Origin of the sequence: Streptomyces sp. NPDC019443, assembly GCF_044389785.1 — a bacterium.
Taxonomy (GTDB): domain Bacteria; phylum Actinomycetota; class Actinomycetes; order Streptomycetales; family Streptomycetaceae; genus Streptomyces.
On record NZ_JBIRYJ010000015.1, the window covers coordinates 113532 to 128961 of the forward strand.

Annotated in this window: 17 protein-coding genes; 10 read left to right on the top strand and 7 right to left on the bottom strand. The window is 68.6% G+C overall.

Annotated features, from left to right (window positions below):
- Positions 1 to 478 precede the first annotated feature (478 nt).
- From ACH492_RS32635 to ACH492_RS32650, 4 genes are read left to right on the top strand one after another with little or no spacing between them, the layout of a single operon-like run.
- Positions 479 to 817 (top strand): antibiotic biosynthesis monooxygenase family protein, encoded by a 339-nt coding sequence (locus tag ACH492_RS32635; RefSeq protein WP_398991867.1) that lies wholly within the window; start codon positions 479 to 481, stop codon positions 815 to 817.
- Complete coding sequence (locus tag ACH492_RS32640) at positions 814 to 1698, top strand: NAD(P)-dependent oxidoreductase (RefSeq protein WP_398991869.1); 885 nt, start codon at positions 814 to 816, stop codon at positions 1696 to 1698. The genes ACH492_RS32635 and ACH492_RS32640 overlap by 4 nt, the downstream gene beginning before the upstream one ends.
- A complete protein-coding gene (locus tag ACH492_RS32645; RefSeq protein WP_398991871.1) occupies positions 1695 to 2651 on the top strand; it encodes an amidohydrolase family protein in 957 nt (318 codons plus the stop codon). Before ACH492_RS32640 ends, ACH492_RS32645 begins: the two co-directional genes overlap by 4 nt.
- On the top strand, positions 2648 to 3892 hold the full coding sequence (locus tag ACH492_RS32650; RefSeq protein ID WP_398991873.1) for a cytochrome P450: 1245 nt from the start codon (positions 2648 to 2650) through the stop codon (positions 3890 to 3892). Before ACH492_RS32645 ends, ACH492_RS32650 begins: the two co-directional genes overlap by 4 nt.
- Positions 3893 to 4172: 280 nt before the next feature.
- Here the strand turns inward: ACH492_RS32650 and ACH492_RS32655 are convergent, their stop codons facing one another.
- The gene (locus ACH492_RS32655) at positions 4173 to 4631 is read right to left on the bottom strand and encodes an SRPBCC family protein (RefSeq protein ID WP_398991875.1); all 459 of its coding nucleotides are present in this window, start codon (positions 4629 to 4631) and stop codon (positions 4173 to 4175) included.
- A gap of 105 nt (positions 4632 to 4736) precedes the next feature.
- Positions 4737 to 5402, bottom strand: coding sequence for a UdgX family uracil-DNA binding protein (locus tag ACH492_RS32660; protein WP_398991877.1), 666 nt, complete (start codon positions 5400 to 5402; stop codon positions 4737 to 4739).
- 195 nt (positions 5403 to 5597) lie between these two features.
- Here ACH492_RS32660 and ACH492_RS32665 point away from each other — a divergent pair, with 195 nt between their 5' ends.
- The 4 genes from ACH492_RS32665 to ACH492_RS32680 are packed head-to-tail and all read left to right on the top strand — an operon-like array spanning position 5598 to position 7837.
- Positions 5598 to 6677: a YihY/virulence factor BrkB family protein gene (locus tag ACH492_RS32665; protein ID WP_398991879.1), complete on the top strand. Its 1080-nt coding sequence runs from the start codon at positions 5598 to 5600 to the stop codon at positions 6675 to 6677.
- A gap of 46 nt (positions 6678 to 6723) precedes the next feature.
- Positions 6724 to 7146: a phage holin family protein gene (locus ACH492_RS32670; RefSeq protein WP_398991881.1), complete on the top strand. Its 423-nt coding sequence runs from the start codon at positions 6724 to 6726 to the stop codon at positions 7144 to 7146.
- Positions 7143 to 7571 carry a DUF3618 domain-containing protein gene (locus ACH492_RS32675; protein ID WP_398991883.1) on the top strand — a complete coding sequence of 143 codons (429 nt, stop codon included), beginning with the start codon at positions 7143 to 7145 and terminating at the stop codon, positions 7569 to 7571. The genes ACH492_RS32670 and ACH492_RS32675 overlap by 4 nt, the downstream gene beginning before the upstream one ends.
- Positions 7571 to 7837, top strand: a complete 267-nt coding sequence (locus ACH492_RS32680) for a DUF4235 domain-containing protein (protein WP_398991885.1) — start codon at positions 7571 to 7573, stop codon at positions 7835 to 7837. Before ACH492_RS32675 ends, ACH492_RS32680 begins: the two co-directional genes overlap by 1 nt.
- 60 nt (positions 7838 to 7897) lie before the next feature.
- Here the strand turns inward: ACH492_RS32680 and ACH492_RS32685 are convergent, their stop codons facing one another.
- Positions 7898 to 8644 (bottom strand): TetR/AcrR family transcriptional regulator, encoded by a 747-nt coding sequence (locus tag ACH492_RS32685; RefSeq protein WP_398991887.1) that lies wholly within the window; start codon positions 8642 to 8644, stop codon positions 7898 to 7900.
- 152 nt (positions 8645 to 8796) lie between these two features.
- Between ACH492_RS32685 and ACH492_RS32690 the strand changes: the two genes are divergently transcribed.
- Positions 8797 to 10020 (top strand): saccharopine dehydrogenase family protein, encoded by a 1224-nt coding sequence (locus ACH492_RS32690; RefSeq protein WP_398991889.1) that lies wholly within the window; start codon positions 8797 to 8799, stop codon positions 10018 to 10020.
- A gap of 19 nt (positions 10021 to 10039) precedes the next feature.
- Here ACH492_RS32690 and ACH492_RS32695 read toward each other — a convergent pair whose 3' ends face one another.
- Positions 10040 to 11092: a chitinase gene (locus ACH492_RS32695; protein WP_398991892.1), complete on the bottom strand. Its 1053-nt coding sequence runs from the start codon at positions 11090 to 11092 to the stop codon at positions 10040 to 10042.
- A gap of 239 nt (positions 11093 to 11331) precedes the next feature.
- Between ACH492_RS32695 and ACH492_RS32700 the strand changes: the two genes are divergently transcribed.
- Positions 11332 to 11874 carry a hypothetical protein gene (locus tag ACH492_RS32700; RefSeq protein WP_398991893.1) on the top strand — a complete coding sequence of 181 codons (543 nt, stop codon included), beginning with the start codon at positions 11332 to 11334 and terminating at the stop codon, positions 11872 to 11874.
- A 424-nt stretch (positions 11875 to 12298) separates the two neighbouring features.
- On the opposite strand, the gene ACH492_RS32705 is transcribed toward ACH492_RS32700, so the two are convergent.
- From ACH492_RS32705 to ACH492_RS32715, 3 genes are all read right to left on the bottom strand, one after another.
- Positions 12299 to 12724: a VOC family protein gene (locus ACH492_RS32705; RefSeq protein WP_398991895.1), complete on the bottom strand. Its 426-nt coding sequence runs from the start codon at positions 12722 to 12724 to the stop codon at positions 12299 to 12301.
- A gap of 43 nt (positions 12725 to 12767) precedes the next feature.
- Positions 12768 to 14870 (bottom strand): SpoIIE family protein phosphatase, encoded by a 2103-nt coding sequence (locus ACH492_RS32710; RefSeq protein WP_398991897.1) that lies wholly within the window; start codon positions 14868 to 14870, stop codon positions 12768 to 12770.
- 225 nt (positions 14871 to 15095) lie between these two features.
- The gene (locus tag ACH492_RS32715; RefSeq protein ID WP_398991899.1) at positions 15096 to 15419 is read right to left on the bottom strand and encodes a MerR family transcriptional regulator; all 324 of its coding nucleotides are present in this window, start codon (positions 15417 to 15419) and stop codon (positions 15096 to 15098) included.
- Positions 15420 to 15430: the final 11 nt, after the last annotated feature.

Here is a 15430-nt window from a genome sequence, read left to right on the forward strand (position 1 = left end):
GAGGGGCGGCGGAGGCGTTGTCTCGCTGATGGTGGGCGTGGCTCGACCGAGCGAATGAGCAGAGCTGCGGTCGACTGTCCGGCCTGAGTTCCTGGGGCGGCAGAGCCCGGCGCCGCGTCGGCAGAGCGCGCCGAGCTCGTCGCCGCGCCGCGCCGTGGTGACGCCGACCGTGGCGGACGCTCCGCGGTTCTAGGGGCGCAGCACGGCTGCCCCCGGGCTGCCGTTCTCCGGGACGCGCCGGCGTCGCAGCAGTGTGGCCGTTACCGATCCTCAAGGCCCAAGAGGCCCCCCGTTGGTGTGACGTGAGGCGTCCGGAATCACCTCCGAAAGGGGCCCTTCGACTCTCACCCGTACGGGCTAGCAAACGCGGCGGAGCCCTTGTCTCCATTGGGCTGTACCCACGTCGGAGTTGCGTGGCCACGGGAGCCATGAGTCGGTTGGAGTCGTGTTCTGCCAGATCTCACCATCAGGAGGAGACATGAGCACTGCGCAGAAGGGCCAAACGGCCGAGAGGCTGTCCGTGGTGTACGCAGTCCACGTCATCGAGGGCGGCGAGCAAGGGTTTCGGGATGTGTACGAGCGGATACGCAAGTCCGTCGCCCGTGTACCCGGACACCTCGTCGACCGACTGGGAGAACCCCTCGACGACTCCCGGCAGTGGGTGATCACCAGCGAGTGGGAGACGCCCGAGCACTTCTTCGCATGGCAGCAGGGCGAGGACCATCGCGCACTGGTGGCTCCGCTGCGCGAGTGGGTCGACCAGACCCAGTCGCTGCGGTTCCGGGTCATTCAGGAGACCGTGGGAGGGAAGGCATGACGCGCCCCAGCGGCCCTGTCGCCGTCCTCGGTCTCGGCACGATGGGCACCGGCCTGGCCACCCGCCTTCTGGACCAGGGCATTCAGGTACGGGTCTGGAACCGCACCGCGGAGCGGACCGGTCCGCTCACCAAGGCCGGCGCCTTCGCCGCAGCCCACCCGGCCGATGCCGTCGAGGGCACGAGCGCTGCCATCTGCACCGTTGCCGACGGCGAAGCCCTCGGCGCCGTGCTGCGGGGACCGGACGGGGTCCTGACCGGGGCCCCGTACCCCGGCGCCCTGGTCTGCGCCAGCACGGTCGCCCCCGAAGAGGTCGTCCGCCTCACCGGGAACACACACTCCGTTCTGGACGTCGGCATGCTGGGCAACCGGGAGCACGCCCGCACCGGCGAGCTGCGGCTGTTCGTCGGCGGCGAGGAGCGGGTCTTCACCGCGGGCCGGCCGCTGCTCGAACTGCTGGGCAAGGAGGTCGTCCACCTCGGCGAACTCGGTTCCGGCATGCGGATGAAGCTGCTCCTCAACCTGCTGATGGGGATTGAGGTGCAGGCTCTGGCCGAGGCCGTCGAGTTGGCGGCCGCCACCGGACTCGACCGGAAACTCGTCCTCAGCACGATCGCGGGCAGCGGCTTCGCCTCGCCGGTCATGGCTTTCAAGTCGAAGCGCCTGGCAGCCGGGCACTTCGACAAGCCGGACTTCCGGCTGCGCCTGATGGCCAAGGACCTCATGCTCGTCGCGGACCAGGCCGCCGCGGCCGGGCTGCGACTCCCGCTCGCAGTCGCAGCCGCGGAGACCCACGACCGCGCTACCGAACAGGGATTCGGCGACGAGGACTGTGTCGCGGTCACCCATGCCCTCACACCGAACCCGGGAGCTCACACGTGATCATCGACATCCACGGGCATCTGTCCCCACCGGAGGCCGCCCGACGTTTCCCCATGCCCCCCAGCCTGACCGACGTCGACGGAATGCTCGCCGCCCGCGCTCAGGCCGGGATCGACCTCACCATCATCGGCAGTCCGGTCGGCGCCGGCGCGATGGCGCGAGTCCCCGGCGTCGACAACTACGCGCAGCCACGAGACCGGCTGCGAGGCTTCCACGCCTGGATGTCGGGCCTGATCGCCTCGTTCCCGGACCAGTTGCGCGGGTACGTGTACGTCAACCCGTTCGGCGACGACGATCACCTGGAAGGAGTCCGGGAGACGCTGGCAGACCCTGCCTTCGTCGGCCTGATCACCACCTCCAGTGTCCACGGCGAGCTGCTCGGCTCTCCGCGAGCCGACTCCTTCTTCGCACTGGCCGCCGAGATGGGAGTGCCGGTCCTGGTGCACGCCCCGGCCGAACCGATCGGCACCGAGCGGGTCGACGACTTCGGCTTCGTCGAGCAGATCGGCCGGTTCGGCGACATCACCATGGGCATGGCCATGATCGCGTTCGCGGGATGGCTGGACAAGTATCCGGGCCTGCGACTGATCGGTGCCACCGGCGGCGGCGCCTTGGCACTGCTGCCGGAACGTCTGCAGACGGCGGCGCGTCCCCGGCACTGGGGCGGGGGCGCGCCGTCGGCGCCGCCCTCCGCCCCGCCGGCGGCCGACCCGGCCGCGGCGCTGCAGCGCATGTACGTCGACACCAGCACATTCAGCCCCGCGCACCTGGGCCTCAACGCGGAGGTACTGGGGCCGGAGCGGCTGCTCTTCGGCACCGACTCACCGCCGATGTCCGTGCCACTTGAGGAGTTCATGCGCATGATCGAGAAGCTGCCGATCGACAAGGCGTCCCGGCAGCTCATCCTCGGCGGCAACGCCGAGACCCTCTTCGACCTCAGGAGCCGTCCGTGACCACCGTGGAAGACCCTGTCGCCGCAGCCGCGCGGTGCACGCCCGAGTTCAGACGGAACCCGCACCCCGTCTACGCGCACCTCAGGGATGAGGCGCCCGTCTGCCCCATGCGGCCGCCGCACGGGATCGACACGTACCTGATCACGCGGTACGAGGACGCGCGGGCCGCCCTGTCGGATCCACGGCTGAGCAAAGACATGTACGGCGCCATGGACGCCTACCGAAGGATCTTCGGTGACTCGTCCGTGGCTCTGGACGACAACATGCTCAACTCCGACCCGCCGAAGCACACCCGGCTGCGCAAGCTGGTGAACTCCGAATTCACCCCGCGCCGCGTGGAGGCGCTGCGGCCCCGGATCCAGGACGTCGTCGAGAAGCTGCTGGATGGATGCCCGACCCGGGAACCGGTCGACCTGCTGCCCGCGTTCGCGTTCCCGCTGCCGATCACCGTGATCTGCGAACTGCTCGGCGTGCCGCCGGACGAGCGGTCTCAGGTGCAGGTCTGGTCCACCACGGTGGCCAACACCGGGTTCGGCGAGGAATCCAAGAAGGCCCAGCAGAAGGCGGAAGAGAGCCTGCACGCGTACTTCGCGGACCTCCTCGCGCGTAAGCGCAGCAGCCCGGGTGAGGACCTGCTCAGCGCCCTCACCGTAGCCCGGGACAATGACGGCGGGCTCACCGAGAGTGAGCTGATCTCGACAGCGTTTCTGCTGATGTTCGCCGGCCACAAGACGACCGCCTTGCTCATCGGCAACGCCGTCTACCACTTCCTCGCCAATCCTGCGCAGCTCCGCGCCGTTCAGGAGAACCCGGAGCTGGTCGGGCCGGCGGTGGAGGAGCTGGTGCGCTACGACGGCTCGGTGGAGAGCGCGACGTTCCGTTACGCAACCGAGGATGTAGAGATCGCCGGGACGCGGATTCCGAAGGGCGCGCTGGTTCAGATCGCGCTCACTTCGGCCAACCGCGACCCGCTGAAATTCGATTCCCCGGACCAGTTCGATGTGACGCGACCGGAGAACGGGCAAAGTGCCCATCTCGGGTTCGGGCACGGCAGTCACTACTGCCTGGGAGCGCCTCTGGCCAGACTGGAGATGCAACTCGCTCTCACCGGTCTGTTCAGCCGTTTCCCGAGGTTGGCCCTGGCCGACCCGGCGAGTGAGGCGCGCTGGATGGAGGTTCCGTTCCCCGCCTTCCGCGGTCTCGCGGAGCTGCCCGTCGTGCTCGATCCTGCTGTGCCGTGACCGACAGTGGGGGAATGTCGGGGTCCTACGCGGCCGCCCCGGGGCCCTGGGGCGGCCGCGACAGACTTCGGCTCCCATCAGCGCACGTAATTCCCCTGACGGGCGCGCCCTTGCGGTAGGCCCGGTCCGCGGGGCGGTTGGTGGTCTCGATCCTGCCGGTCAACGGACCGGCGGGTGCTTCGGCGGTGAGCTGCCCGGTTGCCTTGCCACCCCGCGCCGTGTCCAGCTCACCTGCCCTGAGCGTCAAAGCACGCGGCGCGGGGCGTGCGCGCGGCAGGTGTCATAGGGGCTTGACGCGGCCGCGCCATGCGCCGGTCTCGTCGCCCCTCTGCTCGATGTACTCCTTGAAGCGGCGCATGTCGCCCTTGACACGCCGGTCGATCAACCCGGCCATGTCCGCGGTCTTCTCCGCCGCCCCGCTCGGTTCGACGTCCATGACGAGCCGCACGCGTGTGTGCGTGTCGTCCAGTCGCTGGAAGCTGACGATGCCCTTCTGCTGGGTGTCGCCGCCAATGGTGCGCCAGGCGATGCGCTCGTCCGGGAGCTGGTCGACGATCTCGGTGTCGAACTCCCGTCGTACGCCTCCGATCTTGGTGGTCCAGTGGTTGTGTACGTCGTCTACCTGCCTGACCTCCTCGACGCCCTCCATGAAGTTCGGGAACTCCTCGAACTGCGTCCACTGGTTGTAGGCGGTGCGGACGGGGACTTCGACCTCGACCGTTTCCTGCACCGTGCTCATTACTGCGTCTCCTCTCACCGGATCCGCGGGGCAGCCTGTCTGCCGCGCGGGTATTCGGCGACTTGCAGGGGTACCCACTACCGGCCGGGTATCACCCCGGCCGGGTCATCGTGGCGCCCGGTGGAGTGCCTCGGCCGCCACCCGCAGGTCCGCGACGAGGCCGGTGTAGGCGGCTTCGCGGTCGTCCGAGCGCAGGACGGCCGAGGGATGAAGCGTCGCCACGACGTACGCCTTCGGCTGCTCGCCGGGGAGCGGGATGAGCCCGCCCCGCTCCTTGCTCACCCGGAACGACGTTCCCAGCAGGGCCTTACCGGCGGTCGCACCCAGCGCGACGACCACATCCGGGCCGACTATGCGCAGCTCCGCCGCCAGCCAGGGGCGGCAGGCGGTCATCTCACGCAGGTCCGGTGACTTGTGGATGCGGCGTTTGCCCCGCGCCTCGGTGAACTTGAAGTGCTTCACCGCATTGGTCACGTACGCCTCCTCCACGTCGATGCCCGCCTCCCGCAGCGCCTTCCTCAAGAGGCCCCCGGCGGGTCCGACGAACGGCTCGCCCTGCCGGTCCTCCTGATCGCCGGGCTGCTCCCCGACGAGCATGATCCGCGCCGCCGGGTTTCCCGCTCCGAACACGCTCTGCGTGGCGTTCTCGAACAGCGGGCAGCCCTGGCACTCCGCCGCGGCGCGTCGGTGTGCCGGAATGCCGCCATGGTCGGGCAGATAGGGGGTGGCGTCGTACTGCTGTCCAGGGCTCTCGGTGTCGGTGCGGCTCATTGACGTCACCTCCTGGGGGCGACGGACCACCTTCACTGCTTCGGGGTACCCCGCCGACCCCGAACATCACGCAAATCCTTGAAGGCCTGCAATTCGGGCACCCGCTTGAGTGTGAATAATCCGGCGGCGCGCCCGAAATGATTTACAGCCTTACATGGCGTTTCGTGACGTGGGCTTGCGGCTACCCGCAATGTCATGGCAGGGATTCAGCGACGCAGGCGCGAGGATGCGCACCCCCAGGATGGCCGGCATGAGCCCGGAGCCGGGGGAGCGGGCGCCCGGACGGACAGGGATGTGGGGCCCGATCCGCAGGTGGAGCGGGATGCGCCGAGCGAACCAACCGATATGCCCAAGAAGTCGTGGTGGGCGGTGCTTCGGCGGACGGTGGCGGAGTTCAAGGACGACGAGCTGACCGACCGGGCGGCCGCGCTGACCTACTACGGGGTGCTGGCACTCTTCCCCGCACTGCTGGTGCTGGTCTCGCTGGTGGGGATCGCGGGTGAGTCGGCAACAAAGAGCATCCTCGACAACCTCAAGCAGCTCACCCCCGGCTCAGCCCGCGACATCATCACAGGCGCGGTCGAGCAGCTGCAGGCCAGCAGCGGCACCGGATCCATCCTGGCGATTGTCGGTCTGCTGATTGCGCTGTGGTCGGCGTCGGGGTACGTGGCCGCGTTCATACGCTCCTCCAACGCCGTCTACGACATCCCCGAGGGACGGCCGGTGTGGAAGGTCACGCCCCTGCGCCTGGCTCTGACGCTGGTGCTGATGATCATGGCGTGCGTCAGCGCGCTGCTCGTCGTGTTCACCGGCGCTCTTGCCAAGCAGGTGGGTACGGCGATCGGGATGGGGGACACGGCGCTGACGGTGTGGTCGATCGCCAAGTGGCCGGTCCTGGTCCTGCTGGTCACCATCATGATCGCGATCCTGTACTGGGCGTCGCCGAACGCGAGGGGCCGTGGCTTCAAGTGGGTCACCCCGGGCAGTTTCCTGGCCCTGGTGATCTGGATGATCGCCTCGGCCGGCTTCGCGCTGTACGTGGCGAACTTCGCCTCCTACAACAAGACCTACGGCACCCTGGCCGGGGTGATCGTCTTCCTGGTCTGGTTGTGGATCACGAATCTGGCGATCCTGCTGGGTCTGGAATTCGACGCGGAGTTGGCCCGTGAACGCGCGATCATCGGCGGCCACCCCGAGGGCGAGGAGCCCTACGTCCAGCCCCGTGACACCCGCAAATGGAGTGAGGAGGAGCGCAAGGAGATGGGCAGCGACTGAGCCGGGATGTGGATGCCGGTCGAGCAACGAAAGGCGGGTCACGACGATGAGCAGGTCAGTGGACCATCCGCCGCTGCGGCAGGACACCGAGGCCTCGGTGAGCGATCTGGTCAAGCAGGCGTCTGAGCAGATCTCTCAGTTGATGCGGCAGGAGTTGCGGCTTGCGCAGGCGGAGATGAGGCAAAAGGGTAAGCGGTTCGGGATCGGCGGAGGTCTGTTCAGCGGAGCCGGAGTGATCGGCTTCATCGCCCTGCAGGCGCTTGCGGCCACCGCGATCGTGGCGCTGGACCTGGTCTGGCCGCTGTGGCTAGCGGCGCTTGTCGTAGCCGCCGTCCTGATTGCGGTGGCGGCCGTGCTCGCCGCCGTGGGCAAGAAGCAGGTGAGCCAGGCCGTCCCGCCCGCCCCCGAGCAGGCCATCGACAGTGTCAAGGCCGACGTGGCCGAGATCAAGGAGAGGGCACACCGATGACGGACAAGTCCCAGAACGACTCCACGCCCACCACTGAGGAACTGCGTGAGCAGGTGGAGGTCACCCGCGAGGAGCTTGGTCAGACGGTCGAAGCGCTGGCCGGCAAGGCGGATGTCAAAGCACAGGCACAGCAGAAGGCGGCGAAGGTGAAGAGCCAGGTGCAGGACAAGGCCGCCCACGCTCTGCACAGGGCCCAGGACAAGACCCCCGAGCCGGTGCGTGAGAAGGCCGCGCACGCAAAGCAGCACCTGACCGAGACCGCCCACGTCCTGGGAGAGAAGATCGAGGACAGCACTCCGGCGCCGGTGCAAGCAAGGGCGGGTCAGGCGGCCGAACTGGCGCGCGGTAACCGGATCCTGCTCATCACCGCCGGCGTCGCCGCGCTCGGCGTGATGGTCCTCGTCCGACGCAGCAGGAGGAATTGATGCAAGCGTCGAAGGTTGCCTACAAGCCGGTCGGCTTTGCGATGGGCGCCGTGAGCGGTGCGGTCGCCAGCGCGGTCTTCAAGCAAGTGTGGAAGGCCATCGGTCATGACGAAGATGCCCCGGACGCCACCGACCAGGACCGCAGCTGGCCGGAAGTTCTGATCGCCGCCACGCTGCAAGGCGCGATCTTCGCCGCGGTCAAGGCTGCGGTCGACCGCGGCGGTGCCAGCACCGTGCACCGCCTGACCGGAACCTGGCCCGGCTGACCAGGGCCTGCGGGTGCGGCCGGGGGCCCAGCGCAGGCTCAGCCGCCCCCGCCCCCGCCCCTACCTCCGCCCCGGCTCGCGCCTCCGCCGCCGTTCGTTCCCGCGTTGTGCCTGGCTGAGCTGGGCTGATGCGCTGTCCAGCAGCATCTCCAGCGCGGTGGGATACGCGCTCTGGTTCATCCGGACGACCAGCAGGTGGGCGGTCGCTGCGATGTGCGGATGGGTCGCGGCGGGCAGCCTGGCGTAGGTGGCCTGCCAGACCTCCTCGTCCGCCGCGCGTGCCGCCGCCGGCAGCGCCAGTGAGGCTGCGTCCAGCGCGGCGAATGCCAGGCTCTGGTCGATGAACGCCTGATAGATCCGGACCGCGTCGGCGTCCGCGAAGCCGGCTGTGCGCAGCAGCCCCAGGATCGTCTCGTCAGCCGCCACCTCCCAGCCCTTGCCGCTCACCCGGCTGGCGGTCAGCACAGCCGCCTGGGGATGTCCGAGATACGCGGTGTGGATGCGCAGCCCCAGCTCCCACAGGTCGGCACGCCAGTCGCCAGTGCCCCGCCACCCCGCCAGCGCACGTCCCACGAGCACGTTCCCGATGGCGAGCGTCAGGTCGTCGATGCCGCTGAAGTACCGGTACAGCGTGCTCGGGTCCGCCCCCAGGGCAGTGCCGAGGCGGCGGACGGTCAGGCCCGCGCTCCCGTGCTCCCGCAGCATGCGCAGCGCGGTCTCCACGATCAGCTGTTCCGAGAGCACCGCGCCGTTCTTCGTGGGACGCCGCCGTCTCCGGGACTCCTCCGGTACCACGGGCTTGGGCACGGCACGCTCCTTCCACGACCATCGCCATGACCCCATCGACCTTATGCCAACAGCATTGACGTTAACAATGGTGTACGCGTTGGATCGGGTCCAACAGGCACCGCGCCCATCAGCAGCGCCCTGCACGCCGTGCCTGGAAATGGAGTTTGGCCATGCGTGTTCTTCTCGTGGGGGCCGGCGGCGTCGGCACCGCAATTACCCGGATCGCGGCCCGCCGGTCCTTCTTCGACCACGTGGTCGTTGCCGACTATGACCTCTCCCGCGCCGAAGCCGCCGTCGCGGCACTGGAGCCGGACGGCCGCTTCAGCGCCGAACGGATCGACGCGAGCGACGAGGCCGCCGTCACCTCTCTGCTGCACCGGCAGCGCTGCAACATCCTGCTCAACGCCACCGACCCCCGCTTCGTGATGCCGCTGTTCCAGGCGGCCCTGGCCGCCGGGGCGCACTACCTGGACATGGCGATGTCGCTGTCCCGCCCGCACCCGGAGCGCCCCTACGAGCTCTGCGGCGTCAAGCTCGGCGACACCCAGTTCGAGCGCGCCGCGGACTGGGAGAAGGCCGGATCCCTCGCCCTCGTCGGCATCGGCGTCGAGCCGGGACTGTCCGACGTCTTCGCCCGGCACGCCGCCGATGAACTCTTCGACGAGATCGAGGAGATCGGCATCCGTGACGGTGCGAACCTCACGGTCGACGGCTACGACTTCGCGCCCTCGTTCAGCATCTGGACCACCATCGAGGAATGCCTCAATGCGCCCGTCGTCCACGAGGCCGGCCGTGGCTGGTTCACCACCGCCCCCTTCAGCGAGCCCGAGGTCTTCGACTTCCCCGAGGGGATCGGACCCGTCGAGTGCGTCAACGTCGAGCACGAGGAGGTCCTGCTCGTGCCGCGCTGGGTGGACGCGGGACGCGTCACCTTCAAGTACGGCCTCGGCGAGGACTTCATCCGTACGCTGCAGACGCTGCACCTACTGGGCCTCGATCGCACAGATCCGGTGCCGGTGCCCGCGGCGGACGGACCGGGCACGGTCCACGTCTCCCCGCGCGACGTGGTCGCCGCCTGCCTGCCGGACCCGGCAGCCCTCGGAGAGCGCATGCACGGCAAGACCTGCGCGGGCACTTGGGTCAAGGGCACCAAGGACGGCCGCCCGCGCGAGGTTTACCTGTATCACGTGGTCGACAACCAGTGGTCCATGCGCGAGTACGGCTGCCAGGCGGTCGTGTGGCAGACCGCCATCAACCCCGTCGTGGCCCTGGAACTGATCGCCTCCGGCACCTGGTCCGGCAGCGGCGTCCTCGGCCCCGAGGCCCTCCCCGCCCGGCCTTTCCTGGACTTGCTGACCGAGTACGGCTCACCCTGGGGCATGCGCGAGCAGTGAACCCTGAGATCGGCACACTTCAGCGGCGCTGCAGAGCCTTGACGTTGTTCCCGAACGTCCATCCCTTCGACCCGTCCCAGTTGATCGACCAGGTCATCAGGCCCTTCAACCCGTTGTTGTAGTTGTTCCAGGCCTGCGACACCAGGTTCGGCGACATGTAGCCGCCTCCGGCGCCTGGTTGTGCCGGCAAACCCGGAACCTGCTTGTCGTAGGGGACCCTGATCGTGGTCCCCTGGACGACCAGTCCCTTGTTCAGGCAGTCCGTCTGGGCGGTGAAACCTTGGACCGTGCCGGCCGAGTACGAGTCGCCGGAGCATCCGTACATGCTGCCGTTGTAGTACTGCATGTTCAGCCACCAGAGCCGGCCGTTGTCCGCGTACTTCTTCACAATTGGCAGGTACGCGCCCCAGATCGAGCCGTATGCCACGCTGCCGCCGGTGACGTAGGCCGTCTCGGGCGCCATCGTCAGGCCGAAGTTGGGGGGCATCTGGGCGAGCACGCCGTCGATGATGCGAATGAGGTTGGCCTGCGATGTCGACAGCTGGTTGATGTTGCCGCTGCCAATGAGGCCTGTCTCGAGGTCGATGTCGATGCCGTCGAAGTTGTACGCCTTCAGGATCGGCACCACCGTCCGGACGAAACGGTCGGCGACGGTGCTGGAGCTGAGGTCGATACCGGCCGTCGCACCGCCGATGGACATCAGGATGGTGAGACCGGCCGCCTTGGCCTGGCACATTTCGGCCGGGGTTGCGACCTTCACCGTCGTGTCCATCCCGTCCTCCCACAGGACAGTGCCGTCCGAGCGAATGACCGGGAATGCCGCATTGACGGCGTTGTAGCCGTGATCGCGGATGCGGGTGTCGGTGATCGGTGTCCATCCGAACGGCGGGTGAACGCCGTTCGCCGCGCCGTCCCAGTTCTCCCAGTACCCCTGGAGCACCTTGCCCGAGGGCTTCGACTTGACCGCGCATGTGTCAGCCCGCGGTGCACTTGGCGCCGCGGCGACCAGCATCTGCACGAGGCAGGCCACCCCCAGGCCGACCGCCAGCAGACGTAACCAACGACCGATCATGCTGTGCTCCCTCCCCGCGATGTCTGGCTGTCACCGAGTCGGCAAAGGTTCGGGATCGATCCCGATGGTCCGTCGTTTCGGCACCCGGTACCCGGCAACGTAAAGTGGTCCAGACCTGCCGTCAATAAGTCTGGACCAATGTGGTCGTGGATATACGGCTGCACTCCGCCCGTTCGGCTACCGTTTGTTCCTGAGATGTGCGTTTTGGGTACGTGGTTTCACGGCGGAAGGGTGCACGCATGACTCCGGACCCCGAGCCGCGACCGGTCGCCCCCAAGTCGCAGTCCACCGCCGCACGCGCCGGCGACACCGCGGCCGCGCGACTCAAGGAACGGATCTACGCGACCATCACCCTCACCGCTGTCGTGGTCACCCTCGCCGAGGCGGAAGCGACCGACCACGCCGAAGCGTCGCTCACGGTGACTGTGACAGCGCTCGGGGTCTGGCTGGCCACGATCGTCGCGGACGAGCAGGCGCACCGGGCCATGAGCGGACGCGGCGCGAACCGGGCGGAGATCCGGACGGCAATGCATGTCTCCAGCCCTTTGCTGCTGAGCGCCGTGGGGCCACTGGTGCTGATCGGAATGTCGGCACTGGGCCTGATGGTGCTGGTCACCGCGCTGCTGATCAGCGCCGGGGTGGGAGTGGCGGGCCTGTTCCTGTTGGGCTGGCGGACCGGCCTGCGGATGGGCAACGGGCCGCTGAGCGCACTCACCTCAGGCCTTCTGGACACTGCGATCGGCGCAGGGGTCGTGGCCGTGAAGCTCCTCGCGGGTCACTGAGATACGTCAACGCGTCATCTCCATGAGGACGATGACGCGCTTGCCCGCCGCGAACGGGAGCGGTGCGGCGCACCGTCCGGTATGCCGCGCGGCGTGCGGGTTTCGTCCTGACGGAACTCCCATCACCTGCAGTCCGGCAGCGCCAGGGTGCATCGCCCGCGCAGGAGCTGAGGGGTCGCCAAATGTGCCGCTGTGCAGGTGAGTTCACCGCGGCCGGACCTCGGACATCTTCATCTCCATCGGGTACGGACGCAATGCGTGGGACCTGACGCACTACAAGGCCGTGCTCGCGCCGTCCGGTTTCTGAGCTTGTCCTTTGTCCTCGGGATCCTTGACGTGCGATGAGGCTGGGTTCGCGTTTGACGGTCTTGCCCACGTCGTAGCGGGGTGCGGGCCGCCCGGTTCTCCGAGCCGGGCGGCCCGCTCAGACGACCGGCTCTCCGACACCCAGCATGTTCCCCTCGCTGTCGCGGAACCAGGCGCCGCGTTCACCCCTTGCGCCCTTGCTCGGGTAGTTCCCGTCGATCTCGGCGATCCCATCCCTGGTCCGCAGCCCGGGCAGGTCGACCTCCTCGAACACCACGCCGCGCCGTTCGAGTTCCGACACGACCGCCTCGATGTCGTCGACCTCCCACCCCATCTGAGTGAAGGTGCCGGGTGACTCTCCCGCCGATTGGAACAGGGCGAAGTCCACGCCTCCGCAGCGATACAGCAGCCCACCGGGCCGCTCGTCCACCGGCTCGAGACCGAGCTGTTCGGAGTAGAACCGCCGTGCTCGCTCCAGGTCCTGGGCGGGCAGCCTGGTCGCGACGCGTGCGCTGTCCAGGATGCTCCTGTCGTCTGTGCTCATACCCCCACTGTGAGCAATGGCGAGGGCTCGCGCGCGGCGGGCGTCAGGTCGGCGTCGTCTCCCCGGTCACGGCACTGGGGCGCGCTCGGGCGATGAGCAGGGCCACGTCGTCGTGGTCTCCCGGCCGGCGCAACGCATGCAGCAGCACGTCGCAGGTCTCCTCGAGGGATCGCTGGGGCTTTGCGAGGAGGGCAAGGAGAGCGTCCAGGCGTTCATCGATGGCCTGGTCGCGTGTCTCGACGAGGCCATCGGTGTAGAGGACCAGTTCGTCGCCGGGGTGCAGTGTGACTGTCGTGGTGTGGAAGGCGACCTCGCCCACGCCCAGCGGGGCGCCGGTCGGCAGGTCGAGCAGTTCGGGGGGACGGCCGGGGCGTACCAGGGCGGGCGGGAGGTGTCCGGCGCTGGAGATGAGGCACTGGCCCTGGTGCGGGTCGTAGACGGCGTAGATGCAGGTGGTGATGGTCTGCCCCATGCGGTCGGTGATGCGGTCGAGGTGGCGCTGCACCTCGGCAGGGTCGAGGTCGAGTTCGGCCAGCGTGCGGGTCGCGGTGCGGAGTTGACCCATCGTGGCGGCCGCGCTGATGCCGCTGCCCATGACGTCGCCGACGACGAGTGCGGTCTTGTCGCCCGTCAGTGGGATGACGTCGAACCAGTCGCCGCCGACCTCAATCGCGGCCTCGGCGGGCTGGTAGCGGTAGGCAATCTCCAGACCGGGCTGGTCCGGTGGCTGCTGTGGGAGAAGGCTTTGCTGGAGGGTGAGAGCGGTGTTGCGCACCTGCCGGTACCAGCGGGCGTTGTCGATGCACACGGCAGCCCGAGCGGCGAGCTCGCCGGCCAGGACCTCGTCGTCAGCGTTGAACGGCTCCGGGTTGCGGGTGCGCTTCAGGTCCAGGGCGCCAAGGACTTCGCCGCGAGCGATCAGTGGCACGGCCAGGTAAGAGTGCACGCCGGCGTCGGCCAGCAACCCGGCGGCTTCGGGGCTGCTGGCGATACGCGACAGATCGTCGCGCTGCACCCGGGACACGCGGACCGGGCGACCGGTATTCACACAGTGGGTGACCAGCCGGTCGGCCTCGTACCGGGCAACCTCACCGGGCTGATCAGCTGCGCGTACGGCATCGGTGGGTTCCGAGGCGGCCACGGCGAGCGCGCGGAATACCGCGGGACCTTCGTGTATCACGACGGGCGAGCGGCCGTTCAGGACGCTGTCGAGCACATCCACCGCGGCTACGTCGGCCAGCTCGGGTACCGACACCGCGGCGAGTTCACGGGCAGTCTGGTCAAGGTCGAGCGTGGTGCCGATACGTATGGATGCGTCGGCGACGAGCGAGAGGCGCTGCCGAGCCTGGGCAGCCTCGGACGTGGCGCGGTGCCGCTCGGTGACGTCGACGACTGATTTGGCCAGCCCAAGTACTCTCCCGTTGGAGGACTCCAGTCGGTAGAACGAGACTGACCAGGCGTGCTCTCGGTCCGGGTCGGCCGGGGTGCGCGCGACGAACTCCCGGTCAAGGATCGGAATGCCGGTGGCGAGGACCTCGCGCATTGCGGACTCGATGGCCTCGGTGTCCAAGAACGGCACGGCCTCACGGACATGCCGGCCAACATGCTCGGCAGCGGGCAGACCGTTGATGCGCTCAAGCGCCGGGTTGACCATGACGTACCGCAGATCCGTGTCCACGACCGCCAGCCCGATCGGGGACTGAGAGATCAGCCGGGTGGACAGCGCCAGGTCTCGCTCCACGCTCCGCAGCGTCGTCTGCTCGGTGGCCAGGCCGAGGGCATAGTGGTCTTTCTGGTCGTCCTCCAGCCGCATGTTGCGGAACTCCACCAGCAGCGTGCTGCCGTCCTTGTGCCGCACGGGAAAGACGCCTGCCCAGCCCCCATGGCCTGCCATGACCTCGGCGAACAGGCGGCGCACCAGTTCCAGGTGCTGCTCATGCACCAGCAAGCGGCCTGCGTACCGGCCGAGTGCCTCGTCGGCGGTGTACCCGAACAACTTCGCGGCCTGCGGGCTCCACAGCACGATCCGGCCGTCCGCATCCAGCACCACGGCGGCGACGCTCAATACATCCAACAGGCCGCCCGGCTGGGACGTGCTTCCCGCCGGCCGGGCGGGGTCGCCCGGGAAGGATTCGATCGCACACATCCCAGGCCCTCCGTCCGTCTGCCGCCAGCTTTGCCCAGTCCCGAGCTCCGCCCCGTGCGGACGCCCGCAGCTGCCGATCCTTCCCAACGTCTCCAGTGTCCTCGCCGAGGCAGCAGCGGTGCGGCCCCCGTACCTCCCGCGTGCCCGCTCGAGCCGAAAATATGGCTCAGAAACGCGACCGCCACGGACCGGGCTCCTCTCCGCCATCCTGGCGGCGCTGCTCCCTCAGCGCGGCTCGGTGCCCGTTCGGGGTGGCCGGCGCGCCCGCTCTTGAGCGAGCTCGGCCTCGAGCTCGACCACTCGTGCCTGTAGCTCGATCACCCGGCGGACACCGGCCAGGGTCAGCCCCTCACCCATCAGGGTCCGCACCTCGGCCACCTGATCGATCTGATGGCGGCTGTACCGGCGCTGTCGGCCTTGGGATCGCGCCGGGCGCACGACATCCTGCTGATCGAGGCGCCGCAGGAATGCCTGCTCGACGCTGAGCATGTCCGACACCTGCCCGATGGTGAACAAGGGGGCGTGTGCGTCGTCGATCGTGAGTTTCACAGGGGCTACCT

Bases quoted from the DNA above. Each gene is read 5' to 3' on its own strand.
- ACH492_RS32705 (WP_398991895.1), bottom strand. From the start codon at position 12,724: ATGAGCACAGACGACAGGAGCATCCTGGACAGCGCACGCGTCGCGACC.
- ACH492_RS32640 (WP_398991869.1), top strand. From the start codon at position 814: ATGACGCGCCCCAGCGGCCCTGTCGCCGTCCTCGGTCTCGGCACGATG.
- ACH492_RS32695 (WP_398991892.1), bottom strand. From the start codon at position 11,092: ATGATCGGTCGTTGGTTACGTCTGCTGGCGGTCGGCCTGGGGGTGGCC.
- ACH492_RS32665 (WP_398991879.1), top strand. From the start codon at position 5,598: ATGGCAGGGATTCAGCGACGCAGGCGCGAGGATGCGCACCCCCAGGAT.
- ACH492_RS32700 (WP_398991893.1), top strand. From the start codon at position 11,332: ATGACTCCGGACCCCGAGCCGCGACCGGTCGCCCCCAAGTCGCAGTCC.
- ACH492_RS32660 (WP_398991877.1), bottom strand. From the start codon at position 5,402: ATGAGCCGCACCGACACCGAGAGCCCTGGACAGCAGTACGACGCCACC.
- ACH492_RS32680 (WP_398991885.1), top strand. From the start codon at position 7,571: ATGCAAGCGTCGAAGGTTGCCTACAAGCCGGTCGGCTTTGCGATGGGC.
- ACH492_RS32710 (WP_398991897.1), bottom strand. From the start codon at position 14,870: ATGTGTGCGATCGAATCCTTCCCGGGCGACCCCGCCCGGCCGGCGGGA.
- ACH492_RS32670 (WP_398991881.1), top strand. From the start codon at position 6,724: ATGAGCAGGTCAGTGGACCATCCGCCGCTGCGGCAGGACACCGAGGCC.
- ACH492_RS32690 (WP_398991889.1), top strand. From the start codon at position 8,797: ATGCGTGTTCTTCTCGTGGGGGCCGGCGGCGTCGGCACCGCAATTACC.
- ACH492_RS32655 (WP_398991875.1), bottom strand. From the start codon at position 4,631: ATGAGCACGGTGCAGGAAACGGTCGAGGTCGAAGTCCCCGTCCGCACC.
- ACH492_RS32675 (WP_398991883.1), top strand. From the start codon at position 7,143: ATGACGGACAAGTCCCAGAACGACTCCACGCCCACCACTGAGGAACTG.
- ACH492_RS32635 (WP_398991867.1), top strand. From the start codon at position 479: ATGAGCACTGCGCAGAAGGGCCAAACGGCCGAGAGGCTGTCCGTGGTG.